Below are 2,789 nucleotides of genomic sequence, written 5' to 3'. Positions count from 1 at the left end.
GTACATTAAGCAGTATAATAATTTTTACTCTTATTGTCCAAGTTCATTTAGGGGCTAAATAGGACACAACCGTCCGTCCATACACCTAAATGTTGTTCTAAATCATCAAATAAATCAGCACCATTTTTATCTTTAATTTCTTTTAATGTATAGATGTTTAAACGGCAAACCAGTTTTTCAGCCAATTTATAACCAATGGAAGGAACAGTTTGAAACTCAGCTAGACCTTTAACAGTCCTTGCTCTCTCATCTGGAATATTTAGCATCTGAGCTAATTGTTCGGTACTAAGAGTATGTACTTCACTTATTTTCACTTTAGCTTTTCTAAGTTTTGTTTTTTCATTTTGTGTTAGTGGCAATTTTGGATTTGAACTCAAAAACTCCCTCCTTAAAACTCCTTTTTATTAAATACTTACAATTTCAAGATGATACATTTAAATTCCTTCTTTACCTTAAAATATGGCCCAATTGGCTATAGGCGAATAAAGGAAAATCCATTATCAAAAACGAATGTTTTTGATAATGATAGATTACTAAGGTTTTGCATTGTAAAATCCCTATCCTTACGTTATCAAAACTATTATCAAAAACAAATTAACAATAACATCCCTTAATGATAAAATCATTACTGTTAAAAGCCAAAAGAGAGGATTATTTTGATGCAATACATTTATGGATATGCAAGAGTTAGTACCAAGCAGCAAGATTTGATCCGGCAATTAGACTTGTTGGGCGAATACAACTGTACCGAAATACTAACAGAAAAAATGTCAGGGACAAAAAAGGATAGACCAGAGCTTATTCGATTAAAGGATAAAGTAAGACCTGGTGATTCAATCGTTGTAGAAAGTTTTTCGAGATTAGGTAGGAGCACAAAAGATTTGATAGAGTTAGTCGAGTATTTTGAAGGTAAAAACGTTAAATTAATTAGCATAAAAGAGAATTTTGATACGAATACACCCCAAGGGAAACTAATGCTTACTGTCTTTCAAGCATTCAGCCAATTCGAAAGGGATCTAATAGCTCAACGTACAAAAGAGGGATTGGAAAGTGCAAGGGCAAGAGGTAGAAATGGTGGCCGTCCAAAAGTGAAAGAAAATCAGATAAATAAAGCTTTAAAACTATACAACTCTAAGGAATATAGTATTAGCGAGATTGTGGAAATGACCGGAATAAGTCAAGCAACCTTATATCGCTACATAAGGACCACAAGCCAAAGTGATTGATTTACTTTTAATGGGAATAATCTTGCGGACTAGAGCAGCTACCCTGTCACTAGGCCTTAAAGAAGGAGAAATTAGTGGGCCAGTCAAATCTTCAAGCGGCTTCCATATTATTAAAGCTGACAAGCGTACTGAAAAAACATTAGAAAATAACCGTGAGGACGTAAAAAATGCCTACTTGGCACAACACGCAAAGCCTTATGACGAAGTCCTCAACAATCTTATTAAAAACGGTGATGTCAAAGTACAAGACAAGCAGTTTACAGACCTTTTCAAAGTACAAGAAGAGCCTAAACAAGATAAAGATAAAGAAGACGATGCTAAAGCAGATACAGGCGATAAAAAAGAGGACAAAGCTTCAGGCGAAAAGAAAGAATAGATATGAAGAAAGACACGAGCCGCACTTGTTGGCTCATGTCTTTTTTACATATAGGAAATCCCCAATCCTTATCAATTATCTCCCTGTATATTTCTACAGTCATAGATGTCTTTGTTCAGGCTTTTATGGCCTTAACTCCTCATGTCACTTATTTTTAAGATGAATAAATTATTTTGCTTCAGGAACGCCGATTAATTCTGGTACTGTTACAAATTTTGTCCCATCTTTCTTTAGTTTTGAAATAATTTTATCCAATGCCTGTGCTGTACCGGATAGATCCATTGACCAATCACCGCCATCATGCATTAATATGATGGATCCGAAACCCACACTGCTTAGTACATTATCTGAAACAATGTCAGCTCCAGGTTGTTTCCAGTCTAGAGAGTCAACATTCCAGCCAATCACCGTATTATTCTTTTCACCCAACATTTTTACCATCTCATCGTTTAAAGCACCATACGGGGAACGAAAAAGACGTGGTTTAAATCCTGTTATATCCTTGATCACTTGCTCCGTTTCCGTCAATTCCCAATGCAACCTTCCTAATTCCTCTTTCGGTAAATTGGGGTGCCAGTATGTGTGGTTTCCAATCGCATGCCCTTCATCATGGATTCGTTTCGCTATTTCTCTATTTACCTTTGCTCGAGCGCCTATTAGGAAAAAAGTTGCTTTCACATCATGCTTAGCTAAAACGTCAAGCACCTGAGGGGTAAACCGGGTATCTGGCCCATCATCAAATGTTAGGGCTACCTGATTTTTCTTTGGAGAACCATGCAAAAAGACGATGTTGGGATATTCCTTTTGTAACTTATTGTTTGAAACAGGGTGCGGTTCTCGAACGTCCCTTTCTGAACCCCCTGCAAGCTGTGGCTGATCATCTAAGTAATCATTTTCATCCTCTTGGTTATACTTTGTTTGTTCTAATGATTGCGGCTGGGAGTTTCTTCCCTCTTGATTTGTATTCTGGCAAGCAATAAGAATGATGAAAAGCAAGCCTATACTAATTAGTGTACAAATACCTTTTCCATATTTCAATGCAGATAACCTCCATTTTATTGATTAATGTATAGGTTGCGTTAGTTAACCAAATTATATCCTTAAAAAACCGAGGAAAGACTGTTTACTATTTAGCCCCTAAATGAACTTGGACAATAAGAGTAAAAATTATTATACTGCTTAATGTA

The 2,789-nt window shown here is 36.1% G+C and carries 3 protein-coding genes and 1 pseudogene; 2 read left to right on the top strand and 2 right to left on the bottom strand.

Annotated features, from left to right (window positions below; all coding sequences use genetic code 11):
• Positions 1-47 precede the first annotated feature (47 nt).
• Positions 48-377, bottom strand: a complete 330-nt coding sequence (locus FS666_RS19045) for a helix-hairpin-helix domain-containing protein (protein WP_144463757.1) — start codon at positions 375-377, stop codon at positions 48-50.
• A 279-nt stretch (positions 378-656) separates the two neighbouring features.
• Between FS666_RS19045 and FS666_RS19040 the strand changes: the two are divergent.
• Positions 657-1,223 (top strand): annotated as a pseudogene (locus FS666_RS19040) (recombinase family protein); the annotation flags it as partial.
• 13 nt (positions 1,224-1,236) lie between these two features.
• The gene (locus FS666_RS19035; RefSeq protein WP_390615702.1) at positions 1,237-1,602 is read left to right on the top strand and encodes a peptidylprolyl isomerase; all 366 of its coding nucleotides are present in this window, start codon (positions 1,237-1,239) and stop codon (positions 1,600-1,602) included.
• 168 nt (positions 1,603-1,770) lie between these two features.
• Here FS666_RS19035 and FS666_RS19030 read toward each other — a convergent pair whose 3' ends face one another.
• On the bottom strand, positions 1,771-2,640 hold the full coding sequence (locus tag FS666_RS19030; protein ID WP_186306624.1) for a polysaccharide deacetylase family protein: 870 nt from the start codon (positions 2,638-2,640) through the stop codon (positions 1,771-1,773).
• Between the last annotated feature and the right edge of the window lie 149 nt (positions 2,641-2,789).

This window comes from Siminovitchia fortis, assembly GCF_007681465.1.
Classification (GTDB): domain Bacteria; phylum Bacillota; class Bacilli; order Bacillales; family Bacillaceae_C; genus Siminovitchia; species Siminovitchia fortis.
The sequence above is the reverse complement of the archived record's forward strand: the minus strand, read 5'-3'. Positions and strand labels throughout refer to the sequence as shown.

Coding starts and splice junctions, on each gene's coding strand:
- FS666_RS19035 (WP_390615702.1), top strand. CDS start 1,237: ATGGGAATAATCTTGCGGACTAGAGCAGCTACCCTGTCACTAGGCCTT.